Raw genomic sequence first — 19,806 nt, 5'->3', positions numbered from 1 at the left:
GCGCAATTTCGACACCTTGATTGGCAGTTGTTTTGAGCGTTTAGGCGGCGTTTGACGGTCGCAGCGAGATTAGATTGAGCTAAACTCTTAATTTAATTCTGTCAGTAGAATCTCAGTGGCTTGGCTCCCTGAGAGTGTCAACTTGTTTCAATACCTTAGCCATTTTTTGCAGGTTGGGTTAAGCGACAGCACAACCCAACGCATTTGTTCTGTTTCAGTGCTGATGCAAGCGGTAAATTTTCTAGCTCAATATGTAAAATTGCCCCATCAAACTCAAGCTATGATTGAGGATGGCTATATTCACCAACTGTAAAATCAATGGACAGACGATCTTTTTTATTGGGTATAAGTACCTTAACACTTTCTCAATTGATCACAGGATGCGGAACAAACCAGCAACCCCCCTTAAATGTACAGCTATTAAAAAATTCTATTCCTGGTCAGGTAGTTAATCAGTTTCGGAAAACTGTAACTCAAGGGGGAAAATTGAAATTTACCCCAGTGAATCAGCTTCAGGAGTTATTTAAATTATTACAGACTTGGCAACAACCGCCAACTAATAATCAGCAAGAATGGACTCGTTATTTACCATTTAATCAAAATCAAAAATCACCGACTGCTAATTTAGTTACCTTGGGAGATTATTGGTTACAAGCAGCAATTGATCAAAAACTAATTCAACCATTAGCAACAACAAATATCAAAAATTTAGCTAACTTAAATGAAAAATGGCAACAACTAATTAAGCGTGATCAAGAAGGTAAAATTTGGGGTGTTCCTTATCGGTGGGGGAATACAGTAATTATTTATAATCAAGAAAAGTTTCAAGAATTAGGTTGGAAACCAACAGATTGGAGTGATTTATGGCGAAGTGAATTACAAAATCGGATTTCTTTACTTAATCATCCCAGAGAAGTAATTGGTTTAGTTTTGAAGAAATTAGGAAAATCTTATAACACGGAAAATATCAAGCAAATTTCCGCACTAAAACCAGAATTACAAGCATTAAATCAACAAGTCAAATTCTATGATTCTCAAAACTATCTAGAACCATTAATTACTGGGGATACTTGGTTAGCAGTTGGTTGGTCTCATGATATTATTCCGGTAATCAGTCGTTATCAAAAATTTGCCGCAGTTGTTCCCCAATCAGGAACAGCAATTTGGACTGATTTATGGGTAAGTCCCACAGGTGTTAGTAATGATGGTTTAGCATATCAATGGTTAGATTTTTGTTTACAACCCAATACCTCTAAACAAATTGCCTTACTAACTAAAAGCAATTCTCCTGTGGACAATGCTATGGTCGTAGGGGATATTCAGAAACAGTTACAGAATTTATTCTTAACTGATGCTGAAATTCTGGCCAAAAGTGAATTTATACTCCCCTTACCTCCAGCAGTCATGAAAGAGTATGAAGATTTATTCATCAAGATCAAACAATCATAATTTTGGCAAGAAGAACGGAATCCAACTTTGCTTTTAATGATTCATTCTTGAGGATAATTGCTGATTTTGTCTCTTTGGACTCTAATCCATAACTGCTGACTTTTGTGAAATTTTAAGTTCAGTAAAGATGTTTGTAATCAATAGGGCTTACGGACTGGTGGAGTTTTGGAAAATAGCCTGGTTTTGAAACCAATCCTTTCCTACCTGGATAGTAATATCTGAACCGATATTACCAGTGCTTTCTACGCGTACTTCCCCAAATCCCAAGAGACTACGGACTGATTCGGCACTATCTCCATCTCCTTGTTGTGCCACAATGTGAGTTATATCCAGGGGTTGTCCCCCGGGTTTGGAGACAAAGATATTTTTATATCCAGCTTTTTCCAATGTTCTAATTAGGGGACGCAATTGAGAGCGATTGTTCCCTGTACTATCCTGAATAGATACACGCAGATGACTAGGTTCAGCAAATGATATTTCTGCCGTCTTCGCTTCTAAACCAAAATGCTGCGTCATTACTTTAGCAATATTCCGCCCATCTGGAACCCAGTAGCTGGCATCAAACTCATGATTGTCGCTAAAGCGTCCAGGTAGCATTAACATTTGCATATTCGAGCGATTGATTTTTGAGCCAAAACCAACCAGCGCTACTAATTCCTCCACAGATAAGTTAGTATCAATATTTTCCTTAACAACATTGAGAATGTCTGGTAATTTCGTGATGGTTGTCGGGTTCAGAGTCTGTTCAATTAAAGACCGCAACACCATTTGCTGGCGCTGAATTCGACCAATATCTCCCAGTTCATCATGACGATAGCGGAGTAATTGCAATGCCTGTTCACCATTGAGATGTTGTTGACCCGCTTTTAAATTAATGTATAAATGCTGGGAATCATCCCGATATTTCATGTTTTTGGGGACATAAATATTCACTCCGCCCAAAGCTTCAATTAGCTTACTAACGCCCAAAACATTAATACGAATATAGCGATCAATTCCTACTCCACCTAAAAGATTACTAACGGTTTTCGCCGTTAACGCTGGTCCACCCTCTGCATTAGCCGCATTAATTTTTTTCACTCCATACCCTTCAATTTCTGTGCGGGTATCTCTAGGCACAGAGAGCATGACTATTTTTTTTGTCTCTGGATCAAACTTGATCAACAGCATGACATCAGAAAGACCGTCAAAAGAATTAATTTGGGGTAAATAACTCAGATTTTTGCTGTCAGAAGGGGGGTTTTGGACATCTGGAGGCAGTACGCTCATCCCCATTAGCAGGATATTAACAGGACGAGTTAGTTGGGAAAATTGTAACCCATTGCCAGAAATACTATCCCCATCAAATACCGCTTCCTCCTGGGGACTGAGTTGAGCTTGTTGCAAAGGCGTACTTTCCCAAGAAACCGCCAACAACGCCCCTGCAAGTCCAGATACTAGGGCAATCCCACCCATACCCACCGCAAACCATAGCCACCGTCCTAATTTTGATGGGCGGGAATTTTGCCCTTTCCCCTTATATTTAGCTTTTGCGGCTCTTTGTTGTGCTGCTGATGTTTTTTGACTAGTCACAGACTTCCTCTCACCTACGATTTTAAATAAAGTAAATTTGCCGACTCAATACATCCCAAACAAATCAGACTATAATAGCTAACTTCTCATCAAATTTGCTATAATAAACCTCGGAATATACAACAGAATTCACAAACCAGGAGTTAGGGGTGAAAGCCTTTTTATTAATCTTGAGATTTTGATTTCAAATTTATACTTCCGGCAATCTGTAACGGGCTGCGATAATTTCTATGATTTTCCGATTTGCTATTTAATACTTATGCCATAGTCGCTCTGCCAAGTTGCTAAATCCTGGTAAACGGGAAGATTTGCCTTGAATGACCCGGAAAATCAACCAAACACTGACTAAAAAGTAACCAGAAGTCAGAAAACTATTGAGAATTAACAAGCGCAGTGTCAAAAAATCTGTTGCTGCTCCAGTAGTTAACAATAAATAACCTAACATCCAGATAAAGGCCAAGGTAATAGATAAACGGCTGGCAGTAACTTGTTGCCGGCTACCCTGACGCTGGTAGAGAGTCCACAGCGAGGGAAAAAAGCCGATAATGGGAATCAAATATAAAATAAGTTGTGTTTTTGAGATATCTGTATCTTTTGCTGGCAATTTATCCATAGTGGTTGATGTGATCATAAACTAGAGATGGTGAATAATAGTCATTAAGTTAGAGATAATAACCTAAGTTGCTAATTAGGTAGGGGCAATTAACAATTTCAATTACCGATGACCAACTTCCATGGGATTAATACTTTGTCAAGAAGAAATTAATTTAGTTCTATAGTGTAATTACCTAAAAATGCAAACACGTAAGCTACTCAATTGGTGGCAAACATTGACACCTATAGCGAGATACTTAGCGATCGCGCTACTTGCACCGTTATTAGTTCTCAATGGTTGGGCTATTGCCGCAATTTTCAATTATTTTCACTCCCTGATCGTTATTTTAGTCGGAGCTTCGGTAATAGCATTTTTACTCAACTATCCCGTAAGTTGGATGGAAAATCACGGAGCAAAACGAGAGCAAGTAGCCATCCTCGTATTTTTGTTAGCATTATCCATTTTATTAGCTCTAGGTGTCACTCTGTTTCCTCTCGCCCTGACTCAAGCCCAACAACTGGTGGCGCGTTTACCAGACTTAATTGATTCAGGACGTTCACAATTAATGATACTCAATGGCAAGGCAGAAAGTGTAGGTTTACCCATTAACTTAGATGCTTTAGCCGCACAAATCAATGATCGCGTCAAAGGACAATTACAGTCCATAGCTGGACAGGTGCTAAATCTAGCCGTGATCACTGTTACCAGTTTGTTGGATTTCCTACTAACAATGGTATTAACGTTTTATTTATTACAGCATGGCGGTGAACTTTGGCAAAGTTTAGTAGAATGGCTACCTTCTAAATTTCGCGCTCCCTTTTCCAAAACAGTCCGTTTAAGCTTTCAAAACTTTTTTATCACCCAATTAATTTTATCAACCTGCATGGCTTCCGCGCTGATTCCTACCTTTTTATGGCTGAAAGTTCCCTTTGGTCTATTATTTGGGTTAACTATTGGAGTCATGGCACTTATTCCCTTTGGCGGTTCTGTGGGTATCGCTTTGACAACTTCTTTGGTTTCACTCCAAGATGTTTCTATGGGGGTGAGGGTCTTAATAGCTGCCGTAATTGTGCAGCAAATTCTCGAGAATCTGATTGCACCCCGAATTTTAGGCAGTTTTACGGGTTTAAACCCCGTTTGGATTTTAATTTCTGTCTTAACTGGAGCGAGAATTGGCGGACTTTTAGGAGTAATTGTGGCTGTCCCCTGCGCTGTTGTCATTAAAAGCATCATCAGCGCTATTCGTCCCTCAGCACTGAGTTTTGATCCAGAAGACTCTTCTCTGGATGATATAGCCACACCTATGACACCAGAAGCATCTCCAAAAATAGAGCCTAATAATTCTTTGAGTATTTCATGACATACTCATCCGCCATACTGCTCTCAAAGTAGATTATCGTCCGGTAAAAAGCCTAGTTCTGTATTGGGTAGATGAGATCTAGTAAAAACGTTATTGCTGTTATCTATCGAGGAATAAGCAAACGCACCTAATAGCATAACACTAGCGGCTGCTAAAACATAACGTCTGCCCAAACTTACTCCATAACGTCGTTGCAGAAAATTGGTTGTGATAGAATTCATCCTTTTACCTCAATTACTCCAGATTTTCGGGTGTCTATTGCAAAAGACGTTGCTAATGTACTAATTGTTCACTATCTCATCCACAGATTCATAAATCCTCAATCGTTACAGTTTTGGTAACAACTGTTCCCTGTTCCCTTAGGACAACAGCAAGGCATCATTTTATATTATTAAATTAAAATTCCTGCAATTCCCGCAGTAATAAAACCCGCTAATAATCCACCAATCATAGTTCTTACACCCATACGGGCTAAGTCTTGTTGACGGTTGGGTGCTATTCCTGTCATCCCACCAATAGTAATGCCAATTGAGCCAATATTAGCAAAATTACATAAGGCATAGGTAGTAATAATAGCTGAACGTTGAGAAATTTCTTGTTTCTTAATCATTTCTCCTAAATCCAAATAGGCGATAAATTCATTAAGAATCGTCTTTTTACCTAATAATGCCCCAACTTGTCCACAGTCAGCCCAAGGTATACCCATTAACCAGGCTACGGGAAACATAATTAAAGATAACATCCCATCTAAGGATAATTGCGGATAACCTGCCAACGTTCCCAACCAACTTAAACTGGCATTGACAGCGGCTAATAAACTCAAAAAAGCAATTATTATGACTCCAACATTAACCGCTAATTTTACGCCATCAATTGCCCCAGAAGTCGCAGCATCAAGAACATTAACATAATTACTTTTGATCTCTATATTCACTGTTCCAGTAGTTTCCGATACTTCTGTTTCTGGATACATGATTTTAGATACTATTAGAGAAACAGGGGAAGTCATGAAAAAAGCCGCAATTAAATGTTCTGGCGGAATTCCAAAGGACAAATAAGCACCTAGTACACCCCCAGCAATGGTAGCAAAACCACCAGTCATGACGGCGTGCAATTCCGATTTTGTCATGTTTGCTAGGTAAGGTTTGACCATGAGTGCTGCCTCTGTTGGTCCTAAGAAGATATTTCCCGCACAGGACAAAGATTCAGAACCTGATGTTTTCATGGTTTTCATCATCAACCATGCCAGGGCATTGACAACTCTTTGCAAAATGCCATAGTAATAAAGAATACTGATAAATGATGAGAAAAAGATAATTGTGGGGAGAATTTGAAAAGCAAACAGATGATCTTTGAAGTTTTCACCAAAGACGAATTTTGCACCAACATCAGAAAAAGCCAAAAAGTTACCAACAATATTTCCCAAGGATTTAAATAAGTTCAAACCCCAAGCCGTTTTGAGAATGACTATAGCCAAAATAAATTCCCACCCTAACCCCCAAGCAACTGTACGCCAACGCACAGCTTGACGATTCTCGGACAGGGCGTAGCATATACCGATGAAAACACAAATGCCTAAAAATGAAATAGTACGTTCCATATTCAATGTTTCCATATTTTTTGCAAATAAGCTTCAGAATAACTTAATTTCCGATCATTAAGTGCCGAATTAGCTAATTTAGGCGGTATTTATCACCAAAATGCTGCTAATGCAAGGGAATAAAAACAGGATATTTGCTGGCTTAATTAATCTTAAATATAAAGAAATAATTAAAAGTATACAAAACTTAAATAAATTGTTATTACAGAACTATGCAAATGGGAATAAAGAGTGTATATTGGTTTCAACTTCAGTATACCGAAAGATTTATAGTCTACCAATTATGAGATACCTCTGGTTCACAACAAAAATGAACCAGGGGTATCTGTGTTTTGGGGAACTGATAATTAGACATCTGGTAAAAAAGTAGAGACGTTCCATGGAACGTCTCTACAAGGGTTTCAAACCACACACATTTAATTTTCACCAAGTGTCTATTGATAATCATAAGTAATGAATTATACATTATCCAGGATCATGCTTATCTCTCCAGCTTTTTCCTGTAAATCTAAATCTTGATAGATTTGCAAACTCTGAGTTAAAAACTGATGAGCAATAACTTGATTATCAGGCTGATTTTGCTGTGTCCGTTTCAGGTAAATTTTCCCTAACAGCTTGTATGCTGAAGCTGTCAATTTTTGGCGGTTGTAATCTTGAAAGACTTGTAAACATTCTTGAGCCATTTCTTCGCTTCGGTTAAGATTTTCTAGAACTTCTACCTCTAGGTAAACACGAGCTATATCTAAAGCTTCTTCGGCTTTATCTACTATTTGTCCCAGTTCATCAAAATAAGTTAAGCCTTTGTGATAGGATTCCTCAAATAAAGCAATTTTTTCCTGTATTGAAGAGTTATCAACAGGTAAAAGATGTAGATGTGCTGAGTAAAGTAAACTGAGTTTAGTGTAATCGTAAACAAGATTTTCTTGATATTGTCCTAGAGTATTGATTTCTATAGCTTGGTGGATATTTTTTTCAGCTTGTTTCAGTAATTCAGTAACTTCTGTTGTGTTTGCGGTATTTTTGGCTAATAAAACTTGACAGTTAGCAATTTGTCGTAACCGTGTAGCTACATCTTTTTCCTTACCCAATTGTTGATAAATATCCCGGCTTTGTTCGTGGTAATTTATCGCTTGTTCATATTTACCCCAACCTTGATAAATTCTTCCTAGTTGCCTATAAGCATCAGCAATATTAACTTGGTCATCCAACTGCTGACGAATAGCTAAATCTTGATTTTCACAATCAACAGCTTGTTGATATTTTCCCCATTCTCTATAGCAAACAGCTAGGTTATACCACAAATCAGCGACATCTTTCTCTTTACCTAATTGTTGATAAAGTTCCCGACTTTGTTCGTGGTAATTTATTGCTTGTTCGTATTTACCCCAACCTTGATAAATCCTTCCTAGCTGAAAATAAGCATCAGCAATATTAACTTGGTCATCTAATTGTTGACGGATAGCTAAATTTTGGTTTTCACAATCAACAGCTTGTTGATATTTTCCCCATTCTCTATAGCAATCAGCCAAATTATACCACTGATTAGCTGCATTTTTTTCTTTACCTAATTGTTGATAAAGTTCCCGACTTTGTTCGTAGTAACTGATTGCCTGTTCGTATTTACCCCAACCTTGATAAATCCTTCCTAGCTGCTTATAAGCATCAGCAATATTAACTTGGTCATCCAACTGCTGACGAATAGCTAAATCTTGGTTTTCACAATCAACAGCTTGCTGATATTTTCCTAGTTCTTTATAGCAATCAGCTATCCAATACCACAAATCAGCGACATTTTCATCTTTACCTAATTGTTGATAAAGTTCCCGGCTTTGTTCGTGGTAACTTATTGCTTGTTCATATTTTCCCCAACCTTGATAAATCCTTCCTAGCATATTGTTAGCGCGGGCAATATTAACTTGATCATCCAACTGCTGATGAATAGCTAAATCTTGGTTTTCACAATCAACAGCTTGTTGATATTTTCCCCATTCTCTATAGCAATCAGCCAGCCAATACCACAAATTAGCAACATTTTCATCTTTACCTAATTGTTGATAAAGTTCCCGGCTTTGTTCGTGGTAACTTATTGCTTGTTCGTATTTTCCCCAACCTTGATAAATCCTTCCTAGCATATTGTCAGCGCGGGCAATATTAACTTGATCATCCAACTGCTGATGAATAGCTAAATCTTGGTTTTCACAATCAACAGCTTGTTGATATTTTCCCCATTCTTTATAGCAATAAGCCAGCAAATACCACAAGTTACATAAAATTTCTTCTTTACCTAACTGTTGATAAAGTTCCAGACTTTTTTCGTAGTAAGTTATTGCCTGTTCGTATTTACCCCAACCTTGATAAATCGTTCCTAGCTGAAAGTAAGCAAGAGCAATTCTATCTTGGTCATCCAACTGCTGACGAATAGCTAAATCTTGGTTTTCACAATCAACAGCTTGTTGATATTTTCCCCATTCTCTATAGCAATCAGCCAAATTATACCACAAATCAGCTACATCTTTCTCTTTACCTAATTGTTGATAAAGTTCCCGACTTTGTTCGTGGTAACTGATTGCCTGTTCGTATTTACCCCAATCTTGATAAACTCTGCCTATACTGAAAAGACAGCTTGCTTTATATTTGAAATGTTGAATTTTATTAATAATATTTAGTGCATTTTGGTAGTAATCAAGTGATTGTTCATGTTTGCTGTTTGATTTCTGACACCAACCCCAATTTCTCCAAAAAATAAATGATGTATTTGATAGATTATCATCAGCTATTTTGCATTTATCATAATATTCATTAGCTTTATCATAATTTTCTTTCTCTTCATAACATATAGCCAAAGACCAATAAATAAATGATTTAAGACTATTATTTGATTTTTGGTCTATATCTTCAAAAATTGTAATAGCTTTATCATAATTTTCTTTTCTGACATAAGACATCGCAGTGATAAAAATTAATGCCATTTTATAACTTTCATCATGATTATGAAATTGACGGCTAATTTCTAGGTTAGGTGTCATTTCTTCACCCAGTTCTTTTACCAAATTTCTAATACTATCAAAAAGCGAAGATTCTAATTGATTAACAATTTTTGTTACATAATTATCTAATCCTACTGATTGACCGCAAGCAACATACAAAATAGCTGTTTTTGCTTTAATCTGCATTTCTGGAGATAGGCTTACATCATTAGCTACTTCTGTTAATTTGGCTATGACTTCACCTTTCTGATAAAATAGTTCAATTTTTCGTAGTGTTCGCAGGAGTTGCTTAATTAGATCATTGTCAAAATCATCATCTATACCAATGTAAGTAATAACTAATTTTTCAATAACATTTTTGCGGAAAATATTACTAACTTCAACTTCAGCAATAACTTGTCCTGCAAAAAATAAATCTTGCAAATTAAATTCTATATTTTTTAATATTTCTGCTGAATCATCTTCTGCTTTTAAGTAAATAATAATTGTATTATCAGCAGAGGTTTTTATTTTTATCTCACCATGTTGTAGTGCAGGTTGATAATCTTGTAAATTGCTAAATAATTGATCTATTAATTTCTTAACTTGTCCAGGAGAATGAATTCCGTAATACCCTAAAGACAACAAAATTGGCTCATTCCAGCGTGGTTCATGGAGATGTTGTTGAATTAGTTCTTGAATTTTACTTTGGTCATTATCTGCAATATAACGAGCCGCAAAATATTCTTCAAAAGTCAGGTGCATAAAACCATAAACACCAGGTGCGCGTTCCACAAATAAACCTGTTGTTTCCCTCACTTTCCGCAGAAATTCTCCTACAGCTTGACGCACTAAATCTGATTCTGGTTCAGCATCATTTAGTTCTGCCATTTTGGTTGCTAGTTGCTGTTGCACTTCCGTTTCTGTTACTAAACCAGAAGGCTTTTCTTCGTGCATCCAATATGCTAAAGGTGCTAAAAGTTCTACTACTTCAGTTTCTCTTAATACGACTTTTGGCGCATCTGGTAATTTTTTACTAAGTTGCCAATCTTCTATCAAAGTTTGCACTGCTAACTCATATAACCTCACCCGACGGTTAGGTAAACGTTCCCCATTGCGGTGAATCAGTGCCAAAATAGTTAACAATAGGGGATTTGCTGTTAAACGCTTCACACCTTCATTTTCTTGAATTGCGTTTAAAATATTTGCTGCTTGCTCATTTCCTTTTCTTTCTATTTGTTCTTCATTAGCATCTGGTTGTTGTGCTTTTTCTACTGTGCGACACCAGCGATATAAAAACTGTTCTACCTTTTCGCTGCTCATATCTTCAATCATATATTCAGCAAAACGGCTACTTAGTTGTACATCACGATAACCAGCAATGCGGCTAGTAATTACATATTTATTATGGGAAAATTCATTAACAAACTGATTAATAGATTCTACAATTTGTCTCCGGCTTTCTTGGTCAAATACTTCATCTAAACCATCTAATAACATTAAGCATTTTCCCTGATGCATAGCATCTAATAAAAATGCTGCTACCTCAGTTCCCATTTCTCCTTGTGTTTGAAAATGAGCTTCCCAGTGACGATAAAATTGCCGTAGATATTCAGTTAAAGTTAAATTTGGTTGTAGTTTTAATTTCTCTGCATAATCAGCAATACGAAAGAAAATAGGCAGGAGAGTTTTTCCTAAATCTTCCTTTGCTTCCCCACCAATTACCGTTTCTTGATCATCCCTTTTAGCTGTGGCAAAATGCAGAGCTAAATAACGTAAAAGAGTAGTTTTACCCGCACCAGGAGCGCCTAAAATTACGCTGTAAGCATTTTGTCGCACTGCTTGGGATAATTCAACCTTTTCTGTAATGGTTTTGGTACTAGAAATAGATGTGATTTTTTCTCGTACAGGTTGATAATATTCAGTTTCATCCCTATCATCGAAATCAATTCCTGTTCCTTTACCTCTACTAAAATTAGAGGGAGATTTTAAAACAGTTACTGCTTCAATTTCTCTAGTTTCAGAAGTATCAATGATTTCTTGTCGTCGTTGTGCTTGCAGGGAAACATAAATCTGGTCAAGGAAAATATCAACTTGACGATTTACTTGCATTACACCACTCATTTTGAGATAGGAATTTTCAGCAATTAGCCATTCTAAATAAATATAAAGTAAAGGATTACGAGTTTCAAATTGTACTACCTTTTCTCGCCAATCCCAAAAATCCGGCGCACGCTGACGAAATTCATCTAGAAAGTTTATTTGATTTAACCAAAAAATTAATATTAAGTTTCTACCAAATAACTCTTCTCGTCCTAAGTTTAAACGCTGCATTTCTCTAACTAATCTATCTGTAGGCAATTGATCAAGACCAAATGCCATAATTAATTTGCGCTCTGGTTGCACATTTTCATCTAAACTATATAAGAAGTTATGAAAAGAATTTTCACTATAAAAAAAGTTATGAAAGCTAAAATTTTCTTCGCTATTTGCTAAATCTTCTTTTAGCTGTTTTACTACTAAATGTTGAGGACTACTCTCTGGAGTAATCGCAAAAATAATTGTTGTGCCATCAGAAAGTTCTAATACACTGACTAATTTTTCTAATTCTTCTTTATCAGCTTCGGTCAAAATATAATTGGAGTCATCAGAAAGCATAGTTAGTACCAGTTGATAATTAGTAATCTTTCCAAAATAGTCACGTTTTTACAGAAAATTGTTAGCTTCTTGCCAACGTTGTAAATCCTCTATCAAAATAGGATTAATATCAAACCAAGATTTTTGTCTAGAATTGTAATAACCCAAAACGAGTTTGTTTTGTAAAAGCTCATCACAAATAATAAATTCGCCTTTTTGTGGTAAACTGTGGGTTTTAGAGGTTAACTTTCCAGTAATATGTACTGAATGAATTTCGGGATATTGATAATCATCTAAATTATATTCTCTGCGGACTTCTTGCACTGCTGATTTTGCAGTGTCCAAATCTACTAACTTCAATTTTTTTCGCAGTCCGATTTCACAAGCAGTCCGCGCTAATCTCACTAAATCTCGAATCACACCACCGCTTTTTTCACAAATCAGTTCTAAGGCATCAGGTGTAAATAAACCTTGATAATCATAGCCTAAGCTATCGAGACGTTTATTAATTATATTCACGAGAGTTTGTCTGCCTATATGATCAGGGTTATTTGTAGGACATAGATTATTATCACATTCAAAAACGGGAGGATTATTCAAATCTAAACATTTTTGAAAGCTTTCCATTGGTTGTCTAAAGTTCGGCGAATATCGCAAAGCAATGGGAATTGCATAGATAATATGACAGCTTAATTCTGTCAGCAATGAACTAGAAAACATATCCAAAGCTGTAACTAAATCATGTCTATCTAGTCCATCAACAATGATAAATAGTTTTTGGTTATTTTCTTTTTCAGCAGCGATAATAATCTCATTAACGCTATCAATAATTTCCGTTAATTTTGGACGGACATTAACGGTTTTAGTTATTTCTCTAGTTAAGCCACGTTTGAGAATTAATCCTGCTTTTTCGATAAATTCTGGCATTCCCAAACCTTCAGTATGAGTACCTTTATCTTGATAAACTACTGTCTTGAGTGCGTCCTGTAATCTTGTTAATAATTTATCTTTTTTAAATAACCAATTAGATTTAATAGCTTGCTGTGCAATTTGCAAACCAATCAAAACTACAACTTCAGCATAGCCAATGTTATATCTATCTAACGCTGTTTGGGTATCTATCCAAATAACAGTATGTGTATTTCCTAATTTTTGTTCTAGTCGTCGCAGTTCAGTAGTTTTACCGCCTCCTCGATGACCTGCAAGTAAAAATTTTACTGGATCATCTTCCATTTCCAATAAACTAACAAGCTGGTCTACAGGACTATTATCTCTGGGGACGTAGAAATTTTGCAACTCTTCAGATGTAGCCAGAGGTTCTTCTGGTTTGAATCGCTGGTAAGCAGGTTTCCAAAAATTGGTATTACTCATATTAGTGATAAACTGGGCAAAAAGCTGTGTTTTAGGGTATTATCTTTATTTTAGTATTGTTTTTGCCCGTAGGAATCTTATATAAAAATAAAAATATTCCACTAGGGGGATTACAAAAGACATCTCCTAAAAAGATCGTAGAGACGTTCCATGGAACGTCTCTACAAGGGTTTCAAGAATTTTTAATTGTTATCGCCAACCTAACCAGCGTAAGCAAGGGACAACTAGGTAATAGCTTATACTCAAGGAAAAACTAATTAAGATACTCACTAAACTAAAAAAACCTATGGGTGAAAATACATCAAACCCTTGTGGTTGACTGGAAAAATGGAATAAATGCAGTCCCAATCCTAAACCCACGAAAATGGCTATGAGGTTGGCGCTTCCTAAACCTGCAATGACAGCATAAGCGATTTGATGACTGCGAAGACCTAAGCCGAGGGTTAAGAGGGGAAGTGAGATTAAAATCCATGTGACTAAGCTTTCCGCCGGATTTGGAGTGGTGATGAATTGACAAGCTATCCAGCCTAAACTGTAGCCAATTAAGCCCATTAAAGCTGTGATCAGAAACCGCCGCTTTTGCCCAAAACACCCTGATAAGGTTAATCCCCAACCTGTTCCCAAACCTGCAAAACCATAAACTATACTTTCTGCGGCTATATAAGGTTGTTTTTGGACTAATGTTGGTAATGGATAGGTTAGTAATTCTAGCCAGCGATCGCCTAAACTGGTATGGTAAGCCAGGACAAAACCAATTATAGTCCCGATTCCGGCGCATATACTTGTCAGAATCATCACCCAAATAGTCGCCAAACAAGCTAATAAAAATTTATATATTCCCTCAATTATAAATACAGTAGTATTACTTATGAATTGAGTAATATCAGTAATTGATGTGACGACAAAATAACCTGCGCTGATCAATAACCCCTTGTGTGGACGTAAAGAAGCAATCTTGATTAATCGCTTATGAATAATAACTGCATTCGCTGGACGCAATTTTGCATCATCCTGTACCATCTCATCAATTAAATCCGCTAAATCTGATTTAATCTGTCGGTAATTACGCCAGCGTAATTTACCTGTCAGACTATCTTCTAAGTCTGGCGGATACTTACCTGTTAGTAGTTGAATTATAGTCCGTCCTAAAGCATAAAAATCTGCGGCTGGGCCAACATTACCACCGCGAATTTGTTCGTAAGGACTATAACCGGAGGAGTACAAGCGTGTAGAGGTGGAATGCGATCGCAAAACTGAACCACTAAATTGTTTAGCGCCGCCAAAATCAATTAGCACCAATTTATCATCCTTCCCAGGGGTTGCGGGTGTAGAAGTACGCAACATTAAATTAGAAGGTTTTATATCTCGGTGAATAATTTGGCGTTTATGTAATTCCTGTAAAATCTGTACAGCTTGAATAAACCAACCTATTACCAAATCTTCGGAACAACCTTGAGGAGAATTTATTAATACTTCCTCTAAAGTGTAGCCATTAATCTTTTCCATCACCAAACATGGTAATTGATGGGGTTTAGGGTTAACCAAATTAATTTGAAAATATCCGTCAGCATCAACTGTAGGTACGCCAGAGTTACGGAAACTACTTAAAACTTCCGCTTCTTGCTTGAATAATTCCAGCGCCTTAGGTGAGGTTTCTACCAGCACCTTCAGCACTTTTTCTGTCTGTGTCTTTTCATCCCAAATTGTGTAAATTTGGGCAAATCCTCCCGCACCGAGAGGTTTAAGAGAGAAATAGCGATTTAACAGATGCAGCGGTGCGCCACAACTGTTACAGAATTTGTTTCCCCAGGGTTGAGGATAGGGACGTTGACAATGGGGATTTATGCAGTGAACCGAGAAGCAACCGTCCATTAAGGCTTTTAAAGATTAAAATATCAAAAATACTCAATCAATTCTCACAACTACTAATTATCGGCTTTGGAGCATTTAAAATCAAGTTATTAACTATTTTCCATAATGCTCAACCTATGCTTAATGTTAACACATGATTAGCATAGTGTATTTGTATTGTTAGCGTTAATCTTAATTATTGAAGTGCAATTAAGCGGTTAATAAGTTTTTACTATTCCCAGGGAATAATTACTGTAAATGTTGTTCCTTGTCCTACTTGACTATCTAAGATAATTTTGCCTTTGTGCAAATCTACACATTTTTTCACTATGGATAATCCCAAACCTGTGCCAGAAATCGAACCGACGTTAGAGGCTCTATAAAAAGATGCAAATAAATTAACCTGATCTTTTTCAGGAATACCGATGCCACTATCGGTGATTTTAAAGATCAGTTTGTCATTTTCTTTTGTTAAATTAAAATCAACTAAAGTTTTTCCAGGTGAGTATTTAATGGCATTAGTCAGTAAATTAGTCAGAATCTGATGCAAGAGTTTTTGATCAAAATTAACAATTAGAGAACTGTCTGCAACTCCTGCGCCTAAGTTCCAAGAAAAGTCAATGGTATGGTGCTGACAAGTAGTTTCTATTTTCTTTTTGAGATCATGACAGAAAGCAATTATATCACTTAATTCTGGGTTAAATTCTATTTTTTCAGCTTCGGTGCGGTTGATAGTGAGGACATCGTCTAGAAGTTGAATCATCCGAGTAATAGTTTCTTGGATAGTCTCTAGGTGTCCCTGTTTATTTTCTGAAGTGAGGCGATCGCCAAAGTTTTGTAAAATGCTTGTAGATGAGGAGATAATGGTTAGAGGTGTGCGAAACTCATGGGATGACATTGTCATAAAGCGCGATTTCATTTCGCTAATAGCCTTTTGTTTTTCTAGTGCCTCAATTATCTCATTTTTAGCTTGTTTAATTGGAGATATATCCCTAATAATAGATGCTAGACTAGTGGTTTTTGCTGTTAGCTGATCCTTGATTAATAAAAAATAAGCGATACTATAAATGATTGTTCCTGTTTTCAAGTTACAAAATTTTAATTCTCCTTCCCAACTTCCTATTTCTAATACAGTTGGCAAAATCTCTGATTCAAATAAATTTCGCTCCTCTGGACAAAGATAATCCAATATATTTATTTCTGAATCATAATTTTCACTAATTAAACCGATCATTTTCTTCGCCGCATCATTCATAAAAATTGTTTCTCCATTAAGATTAGTAATAGTAATAAATTCTGAACTATTTTCCACTATCATGGCTAGTTTTTGTTGTTCTGATGCTAGTTCGTTGCGTTGTTCTTTCAGTAAATTAATATGATCGCTTAAAGCTATGGCTAAAAAAAATAATAAGCCAATTACTTGAAGACGAATAAATTCTTCAGTCAATGGATTGACAGATAACCAACCAAGGTAGGTAGCACACAACATAGCTATACCTAATAAAAAGCAGCTAAATGCTAAAATAGCAAATCGAGCCGGAGTAAAACCTTTAGACCAGATGTAGAAACTAGCATAAATAATCACTATAGACATAATTATCAACAACAACATAATAATAATGATTCTATTACGAATAGGAAAATACCAATTAAATAAAGTATATCCCACACTAGTCCAGCGAAACCAGTTCATGAGTTTGTAGAGTTGATAACTATAAACACGCACTTGCAAAAATGAGAGAAAGAAGCTGGAACAGCCTACTAGAATAATGCATAGAAATATTAATAAAACAGGAATGTTATATCCAGGAAATTCTGGCCATAGATATTGGAAGGCCAAACCATATCTGATAAAAAACTGACCAGTCAGACCAATTAGGAAAAGAACGTAGTATTGGTAAACAACATCTTTTAATAAGCAAAACAGCAGTAAATTTATGATTACAGAACTCAATAAAATCCCATAAAATCCACCCAGTAATAGTTGCTGGGTAGAACTACTTTTATAGTAAGCAAGAGGTGTCCAGAGAATGACATCAATGGCTATAGTTCCCTGACTGGTATATCGCAAATAAATAGTCTTTTCTTCATCTACAGCTAAAGGGAGGATAAATATAAGCTTACGATCTGACAGTTCACGATTAGAAAAAGGCAGTAAGCGACCAATTTGTTTTTTAATCCAGGTATTTCCTTGAGGAATATATAATTCCACCTGATCCACATTATTAGGTGCGCCTTGAAGATACCATTCTGAGGTGACAGTGCTATGATTTTGTAACTTTACCTTAGCCCAAATTGCAGATTTAGAGAAGCCCATATTCGGGATATCTGTTTGACTGGGGGTAAATTTTTGTGGCTGTTGACTAACATCTGCTATTGTTAACTGTTGGGTTGGATCTTGGAAAATTTCTACAGATTTTCCCAGTTTATATTGTTCTTGTTGGTCATGTAATACTACGGTATTGCTTGTTTCTAAGGGATTATTAGTGTTAGCAGGTTGGAACGTTCCCAACAACATTACCACTCCCATCAGTGATAATAAAAACCATAATACAACTATAAAATACTTAGGTAAGTTCAATTCCTTATACATTTGTGATATTTGTAACATAGCACCTCAAAATTTTAACAACTATATCCATCTCCAGTTAGAGGAAAATTGTCATCAGAAAACATAGCACGATTAGTATAATCACCGCTAGTTTCTTGATCAAGAACTTCAATAACTTTGTGATAAATATCTTCCGCTTCTTGGGGAGAATCACCAATACTTGTTAATCCCAATTTACCAAACTGGGAAAGGCAACCCATGAGATGAAATACCGTACCTGTTTCCGTGCCACTATCAAAATGTAGTCTATGGTGGGCGATAATATCCATTAAATCATTAGGTAATAATCCCTGATAACTAGCTTTTTGCAAATTGTCTGTGGCAATATAATATTTTGGTCTACCTTGTTGACTATAAAATAAACCCGTGGATAAATCATAACGACCATTAGTGAGGAATTTTAAAGTCATAAATGGGTGAGTTGTTCCCCCTTTACGAAGATTAATTTCAATGGCTTGAATATCCCATTTACCATCACCTTTATCAACAGTCACAAAGTCAACTGCAAATCTTTCCAAAGCTCCTTTCTCTGCTAATTTTTTGCCAACTCTTAAACCTAATTCCTGTAATTCACAGCGATAGTTTTCATCCGCAGGAAAACGACAACCTATATAAATTTGTCCGTCTGGACCGCCTAAAATTTGGTCATGGGTAGAAATAATTTCTACCTCTCCATTGGGTGTAATTCTGCCTTGAACACTGGGAGAATTTTTGATTTCTCCTTCGATAAAAGCTTCAACAATTGCCCCTAATTCGGGAATGCGTTGGGAAAAATTTGCCCAAGTTTCTTGTAAAGATTGAAAGCGTAAATTTAGAAAGCGATCGCTAATAGCTGCTACCCTGTGAATATGATCAGCTTTTCCCGGTGCAAAATCCATTATTTGTCTTAAATCTAAGAGTGCATTTCCCTCTCCTGAAAACCCTTCATTCAACTTAATTACCATTCTTTGTAATGTGGGTTGACGTTCCCACAAATCAGCCGCAGCATTGGCTAGATCCTTGGTATTTCTGACTAACTCACTACCGTCGGGAAGAGGGACATCACTTTCTTTGAAAATTTGTCTGCTGCCGCTTTTTGTTCCCCAAATTTGTAAATCTGGTGCAGCAGCATATAAAGGTACACCCAACTTTAGAGATAATTCCGATTCCCAAAAAGTAGAATTATAACAGACCATAAAAGCCTTATCTAACCGCAAAGCCTTGTGAATTCTTTCTAATAAGCGAGGACGTTCCAATATTTTTTGACTCAGAGGTTTTAAAGAAGAATCATAAGTAGAAAGTAATAATAACCGATGACGAGCATGAGAAAAAGGAATACCCGGAAGTAATTGCAGATAATAGTCAATAATGCTAGGATGAAGCGGCATTGAAGTCACATAAATTAACCTAGTGCGGGGATTTCGTAACCGCATTAACGAAAAAAGTAACCTTTCCTCATAATGCTCACAGCCTTCCACCTTGAGCAATTCCCGCTGATCTATACTCAAAGAAGGAATAATTAAAATATCCGCTTCACTATTATCGAATAACTCGCTAGTTTTCCAGCGATCGCGTAAAGTTAATTGTAAACTCCGAAATTTATCAACTTCCTGAAAATCATCAATATTTAGTGTCACCATATCCCCATACCCATACTACTTCCTTACCTAATATATACCCCAAGAGAGAGTGCAAATAAAGATTGTAAATGTATCGTTTTGTTAAATATAAAAATCTCCATCTCTTCATTCTCCACCTCTGCGACCTCTGCGCCTCTGCGGTTAGTTTAAAAAAATACAGTCCGCCACACAAACA

At 36.5% G+C, this 19,806-nt stretch carries 11 protein-coding genes; 2 read left to right on the top strand and 9 right to left on the bottom strand.

The window, feature by feature from the left end; all coding sequences use genetic code 11:
* Positions 1–318: 318 nt before the first annotated feature.
* Positions 319–1,449 (top strand): extracellular solute-binding protein, encoded by a 1,131-nt coding sequence (locus PN450_RS20140; RefSeq protein ID WP_271837356.1) that lies wholly within the window; start codon positions 319–321, stop codon positions 1,447–1,449.
* A 147-nt stretch (positions 1,450–1,596) separates the two neighbouring features.
* On the opposite strand, the gene PN450_RS20135 is transcribed toward PN450_RS20140, so the two are convergent.
* Both PN450_RS20135 and PN450_RS20130 read right to left on the bottom strand, forming a co-directional pair.
* On the bottom strand, positions 1,597–3,021 hold the full coding sequence (locus PN450_RS20135) for an LCP family protein (protein WP_271837355.1): 1,425 nt from the start codon (positions 3,019–3,021) through the stop codon (positions 1,597–1,599).
* A 250-nt stretch (positions 3,022–3,271) separates the two neighbouring features.
* On the bottom strand, positions 3,272–3,634 hold the full coding sequence (locus tag PN450_RS20130; protein ID WP_210422356.1) for a hypothetical protein: 363 nt from the start codon (positions 3,632–3,634) through the stop codon (positions 3,272–3,274).
* A 181-nt stretch (positions 3,635–3,815) separates the two neighbouring features.
* On the opposite strand from PN450_RS20130, the gene PN450_RS20125 reads away from it, so the two are divergent.
* Complete coding sequence (locus PN450_RS20125) at positions 3,816–4,976, top strand: AI-2E family transporter (protein WP_168695981.1); 1,161 nt, start codon at positions 3,816–3,818, stop codon at positions 4,974–4,976.
* 23 nt (positions 4,977–4,999) lie between these two features.
* Here the strand turns inward: PN450_RS20125 and PN450_RS20120 are convergent, their stop codons facing one another.
* From PN450_RS20120 to PN450_RS20090, 7 genes are all read right to left on the bottom strand, one after another.
* Positions 5,000–5,197 (bottom strand): proteinase inhibitor I4 serpin, encoded by a 198-nt coding sequence (locus PN450_RS20120; protein WP_271837354.1) that lies wholly within the window; start codon positions 5,195–5,197, stop codon positions 5,000–5,002.
* Between the two features lie 170 nt (positions 5,198–5,367).
* Complete coding sequence (locus PN450_RS20115) at positions 5,368–6,576, bottom strand: NupC/NupG family nucleoside CNT transporter (RefSeq protein ID WP_271837353.1); 1,209 nt, start codon at positions 6,574–6,576, stop codon at positions 5,368–5,370.
* Positions 6,577–7,034: 458 nt separating this feature from the next.
* Entirely contained in the window at positions 7,035–12,200 is a 5,166-nt protein-coding gene (locus PN450_RS20110) for a tetratricopeptide repeat protein (RefSeq protein ID WP_271837351.1), read from the bottom strand.
* Positions 12,201–12,248: 48 nt separating this feature from the next.
* Entirely contained in the window at positions 12,249–13,550 is a 1,302-nt protein-coding gene (locus PN450_RS20105) for a P-loop NTPase fold protein (protein WP_271837350.1), read from the bottom strand.
* Between the two features lie 189 nt (positions 13,551–13,739).
* Entirely contained in the window at positions 13,740–15,422 is a 1,683-nt protein-coding gene (locus tag PN450_RS20100) for a serine/threonine-protein kinase (RefSeq protein ID WP_271837349.1), read from the bottom strand.
* A 211-nt stretch (positions 15,423–15,633) separates the two neighbouring features.
* Positions 15,634–18,012 (bottom strand): 7TM-DISM domain-containing protein, encoded by a 2,379-nt coding sequence (locus PN450_RS20095; protein WP_271837347.1) that lies wholly within the window; start codon positions 18,010–18,012, stop codon positions 15,634–15,636.
* 14 nt (positions 18,013–18,026) lie between these two features.
* Positions 18,027–19,631: a peptide ligase PGM1-related protein gene (locus tag PN450_RS20090; protein ID WP_271837346.1), complete on the bottom strand. Its 1,605-nt coding sequence runs from the start codon at positions 19,629–19,631 to the stop codon at positions 18,027–18,029.
* Positions 19,632–19,806 lie beyond the last annotated feature (175 nt).

The organism is Dolichospermum lemmermannii CS-548 (genome assembly GCF_028330815.1).
Lineage (GTDB): Bacteria > Cyanobacteriota > Cyanobacteriia > Cyanobacteriales > Nostocaceae > Dolichospermum > Dolichospermum lemmermannii.
Note: the sequence above shows the minus strand (reverse complement) of the source record. Positions and strands in the feature narration are given on the sequence as shown.